The sequence below is a fragment of the Allopontixanthobacter sp. genome (assembly GCF_034376665.1).
GTDB lineage: Bacteria > Pseudomonadota > Alphaproteobacteria > Sphingomonadales > Sphingomonadaceae > Allopontixanthobacter.
Window position 1 is genome coordinate 1 of record NZ_JAXMJI010000037.1, and the last position, 4,681, is coordinate 4,681.

General features: G+C 64.9%; 4 protein-coding genes and 1 pseudogene. All 5 read left to right on the top strand.

Going from position 1 to position 4,681, the window contains the following annotated elements; all coding sequences use genetic code 11:
• Positions 1–176: 176 nt before the first annotated feature.
• Positions 177–752 (top strand): hypothetical protein, encoded by a 576-nt coding sequence (locus U0988_RS03820; RefSeq protein WP_322291316.1) that lies wholly within the window; start codon positions 177–179, stop codon positions 750–752.
• 71 nt (positions 753–823) lie between these two features.
• Complete coding sequence (locus tag U0988_RS03825) at positions 824–1,627, top strand: outer membrane protein assembly factor BamD (protein ID WP_322291317.1); 804 nt, start codon at positions 824–826, stop codon at positions 1,625–1,627.
• A gap of 100 nt (positions 1,628–1,727) precedes the next feature.
• Positions 1,728–3,392 carry a DNA repair protein RecN gene (recN, locus tag U0988_RS03830; RefSeq protein WP_322291318.1) on the top strand — a complete coding sequence of 555 codons (1,665 nt, stop codon included), beginning with the start codon at positions 1,728–1,730 and terminating at the stop codon, positions 3,390–3,392.
• A 128-nt stretch (positions 3,393–3,520) separates the two neighbouring features.
• Positions 3,521–4,000, top strand: coding sequence for an endonuclease domain-containing protein (locus tag U0988_RS03835; protein WP_322291319.1), 480 nt, complete (start codon positions 3,521–3,523; stop codon positions 3,998–4,000).
• Positions 4,001–4,039: 39 nt separating this feature from the next.
• Positions 4,040–4,681 (top strand): annotated as a pseudogene (locus U0988_RS03840) (NAD-dependent DNA ligase LigA); the annotation flags it as partial.

Consider the following 4,681-nt stretch of genomic DNA (forward strand, 5'->3'; position numbering starts at 1 on the left):
GGAGCGGGGGGAGGGGGTGTGTTCATGGGGCGGGGGAGTGGCAGAATCTTCGCGTGTAGGAAAATGGTTGGTGGAGCGGGGCGCGCTGGCGGCTTGCAGTCTGGAACAACGATCGTTACAGCCCGCAATCCTTTTCGCCGCTGCGCCGGGCGCTGGATCCATGGACTGATCCGGCCATGGCGCGGGGACGACTGGGGCTCGACCACGGCGGCCTGCGGGCCGGCGTCACTGCACAACCCTTCGTAAGCGTGAGAGCCGAAAAGGCCCGCGCAAGTCGCAAATTCAAGGTACTGATCATGTCCGGCCAAGATGCCCTTGCCACGCCAGGCACCCCGTGGGAGCGGGATGCGCGAGCGTCCGATCCCCTCGACGACCCTCCCCTCGACGACCCGTGCCTCAGCCTCAGCCCCCGCATCCGGGTGGCGCAGTATTTCCAGCGGACGCTGGCCATGCGCCGCCACCGGGACAAGCGATTCGGCCAGGCCTTCACCACCGACCGCGGCTGGGACCTGCTGCTGCTGCTGATGATCGCCCGGCTGGAAGACCGCGTCGCCCATGCCGGTGAAATCTTCGGGAAGGAGAGCCCCCACGGCGTCACGATCGAGGAACTGGACCGGCAGATCGGGCTCGGCAATATCATCCTGATCGATGCCGGCAATGATCTCGGGCGCAGCCAGGTGGTGCTCTCGGACGAGGCCGCGCGGCACCTGATCGACCTCTACCGGATCGATTCCGCCGCCGCCGCGTGTTGATTTTTGCGAACGGTGTGTAACGGCGAACAACTTCACTTGGCGTTCAGCGAAGCGCTGGTTATAGGCGGGGCATGACCACCACCACGCGCTCCCCGCTCAAGCTCGCCTTCCTCGCCGCCGTTGCCGCCGGCACGGTGCTGACCGCAGGTTGCGCCGGCCGCAGCTCCGGGCCGGAAGACACCGCCTATGTCGCGCGCGATGTGGAAACTCTGTATGCGGAGGCCAAGCGCCGCCTCGACAACGGCAATGCGGTGCTCGCCGCCGCGTTGTTCGACGAGGTGGAGCGCCAGCACCCCTATTCGCCCTGGGCCCGCCGCGCGCAGCTGATGAGCGCGTTCAGCTACTACGTCGCCAGTGATTACAACAAGTCGATCGCCAGCGCCCAGCGCTTCCTGTCGATCCACCCCGGCAACCGTGACGCGCCTTACGCCTATTACCTGATCTCGCTCAGCTATTACGAACAGATCAGCGACGTGACCCGCGACCAGAAGATCACCGAACAGGCCAAGACCGCGCTGACCGAAGTCATCCGCCGTTTCCCGAACAGCGAATACGCTTCCGACGCACAGCTCAAGCTCGATCTGGTGAATGACCATCTCGCGGGCAAGGAAATGGAAATAGGCCGTTCCTACGAACGCTCGGGTCGCTGGCTGTCGGCTCAGATCCGGTTCCAGAACGTGATCGACAACTTCCAGACCACCAGCCACGCACCCGAAGCGCTGTACCGCCTCACCGAAACCAGCCTGGCGCTGGGCGTGCGCGAGGAAGCGGTGAAATATGCCGCAGTTCTCGGCACCAATTATCCCGGCAGCAAATGGTACGACCGTGCCTATGATCTGATCCAGGATCACGCCGCCGGCGTTTCCGCCAGCTGAGAATGCGCCGCCGGTCTCCCGCGGTGTCATCGAAATTGTTCGCAAGCTGACAGCGCGTCGTGACGCGGCGCTGCGCTTGGGCTAAGACATCGCACTAGCCATGCTGACCGCCCTGTCCATCCGCAACATTGTCCTGATCGAGGCGCTCGACCTGACCTTTACCGGCGGGCTGGGCGTGCTGACCGGGGAAACCGGCGCGGGCAAATCGATCCTGCTCGACGCGCTCGGGCTGGTGCTCGGCAATCGCGCCGAAACATCGCTGGTGCGAGCCGGGACCGATGAGGCGAGCGTGACCGCGACCTTCGAATTTTCCCGCCTGCCTGAAACGATCAAGACCGCGCTGGCCGAGGCCGCTATCGAGATTGAGGGCGGCGAGGGGCTGATCCTGCGCCGCCGGATCAAGGTGGATGGCGCATCAAAGGCGTTCGTCAACGATCAGCCAGTCGGCGCCGCGCTGCTGCGCGAACTGGCCCCGGCGCTGGTCGAACTCCACGGCCAGCATGACGACCGCGGCCTGGTCAATCCGCGCGGCCACCGGCAGCTGCTCGACCAGTTTGCGGGCGCCGATCTCGCGGGCGTGACCAGTGCATGGAAGGCGTGGCGCACAGCGGAAGAGCGGTTGGCGCAGGCACGCAGCGCCATCGATCAGGCGAAGGAAGACCAGGATCTGTTGATCGCCCATCTGGCCGAACTGACCGAGCTTCAGCCGCAAGCGGGCGAGGAAGCGCGGCTCGCGGGGGCCCGTGCCGATATGCAGAAGGGCGAAAAGCTGACCGGCGATCTCGAAGAATTGCGCCACCTGTGGGACGGATCCGATTCGCCGCTGGCCAGCCTGCGGGTTGCCGCGCGCAAGCTGGACCGGATCGCGCCCGAGCATCCGCTGCTGGCCGAAGCGCTGGCCGCGCTCGACCGGGCGGTGATCGAGGCAAGCGAGGCGGAAGACAAATTGAACGCTGCCGGAAACGCGCTGCACCACGATCCCGAAGCGCTTGATCACGCGGAAACCCGGCTGTTCGAATTGCGCGCGCTGGCCCGCAAACACCGCTGCGATGTGGACGCTCTGCCCGAATTGATGCGAACAATGCGCGCCCAACTGGATGCCATCGAGGCGAGCGATGCAGAGCTTGATTCGCTGGAGGCTGCCGCGAAGGAAACGCATGAAATCTACCGCGCCCGGGCCGAAGCCCTCCACGCCAACCGGGTGGCCGCGGCGATGCGGCTGGACGAAGCAGTGGCCGCCGAACTCGCGCCACTGAAACTCGATGCGGCGCGGTTCAGGACAGCGGTGGCGGATTTGCCGGAAGAACGCTGGGGCGCGGCGGGCATGGACAGCGTCGAATTCCTCATTTCGACCAACCCCGGCGCGGATTTCGCGCCACTGGGCAAGATCGCCTCGGGCGGGGAACTCAGCCGTTTCATCCTCGCGCTGAAAGTCGCGCTGGCGGAAAAGGGCGGGGCGGCCACGGTGATCTTCGACGAGATCGACCGCGGCGTGGGCGGGGCGGTGGCCTCTGCCATTGGTGAACGCCTGGCGCGGCTGGCGGATGGCGGGCAGTTGCTCGCCGTGACGCACAGCCCGCAGGTCGCGGCGCGCGGCGGCACACATTACGTGATTGCGAAATCGAGCGAAGGCACGGTGACCAAAACTTCGGTCGCGCTGCTGGATGCTGCGGGGCGGCAGGAAGAAATCGCCCGAATGCTGTCGGGCGCGGAGATTACCAGCGAGGCGCGGGCGCAAGCGGACCGGTTGCTGGAGGGGGTTTGATGGCCTCCGATCAAGAAAGGCACCACCCCCCGGCCCCCTCCTCTGAAGAGGAGGGGGAGAAGTGCTTAAAAGCCCCCTCCTCTTTAGAGGAGGGGGTTGGGGGTGGTGGCCGCACAGAACAAGGCGTCATGGGTGGTGGACGCACAGAACAACGCCTGATTGGTGGTGGACGCACAGAACCACTCCCCAAATCAGGTAAGCCCACCCGCCAGACCCTGCTCAAACGCGCGGCAGAAATGCGCCTGACCCCCCCAGAACCCGAGCGGCGCTTATGGATGGAACTCCGAAACAGCCGCCTGAACGGTGCAAAATTTCGCCGACAGGCGGTGATCGGCACCCGGATCGCGGATTTCTTCTGTCCGTCGAAAGGTCTGATTGTCGAGGTTGACGGACAAACCCATGATCGGGTGGCGGACCTTGCCAAAGACCGCTTGATCGAGCGCACGACAGGGTTCCAGACTCTGCGATTCACCAACGACGAGATCATGCAGAACATGAATGGTGTGCTGGAGCGGTTGACTGCGGTGCTGGAAACGCAGGCGGATCGCTGGCCGGGCGGGGGCGCGCACCACCCCCAAACACCCTCCTCTGAAGAGGAGGGGGCTTAAGTGGCAGATATCACTGAGGCCGAGGCCGCGAACGAACTGATGCGCCTCGCCAGGCAGATCGCGCATCACAACCGCCTGTATCACGCCGAGGATACGCCGGAGATCACCGATCCCGAATTCGATGCCCTGGTCCGCCGCAATGCGGAGCTGGAAGCGGCGTTTCCGCATCTGGTGCGGGATGATAGCCCATCGCGCGTGGTAGGCCACGAAATCGCTGCGTCACCGCTGAGCAAGGTGGCGCACGAGGTCCGAATGATGAGCCTCGACAACGCGTTTTCGGACACGGAAGTGGCGGAATTCGCCGCGCGCGTGCGGCGGTTCCTGGCTCTGCCCGAAAGTGAACCGGTCGCGTTTACCGCCGAGGACAAGATCGACGGCCTGTCTTGCTCGCTACGCTATGAAAAGGGAATGCTGGTCCGCGCCGCGACCCGTGGGGACGGGCTGGTGGGCGAGGATGTGACCGCCAATGTGGCGACGATTGCGGACATTCCGCAGATGCTTCGATCGAGACATCACCCCCAAGTAAGGCACCACCCCCCGACCCCCTCCTCTAAAGAGGAGGGGGAGAAGAAGGAAATAGCCCCCTCCAACGAGGAGGGGGAGAAGGACGCTACAGCCCCCTCCTCTTTAGAGGAGGGGGTTGGGGGTGGTGGTCCCAACGAGGAAGGGGTTGGGGGTGGT

What these genes read in the sequence shown, in the direction of transcription:
- recN (WP_322291318.1), top strand. Translation starts at nt 1,728, where the DNA reads ATGCTGACCGCCCTGTCCATCCGCAACATTGTCCTGATCGAGGCGCTC.
- U0988_RS03835 (WP_322291319.1), top strand. Translation starts at nt 3,521, where the DNA reads ATGGGTGGTGGACGCACAGAACAACGCCTGATTGGTGGTGGACGCACA.
- U0988_RS03825 (WP_322291317.1), top strand. Translation starts at nt 824, where the DNA reads ATGACCACCACCACGCGCTCCCCGCTCAAGCTCGCCTTCCTCGCCGCC.
- U0988_RS03820 (WP_322291316.1), top strand. Translation starts at nt 177, where the DNA reads ATGGCGCGGGGACGACTGGGGCTCGACCACGGCGGCCTGCGGGCCGGC.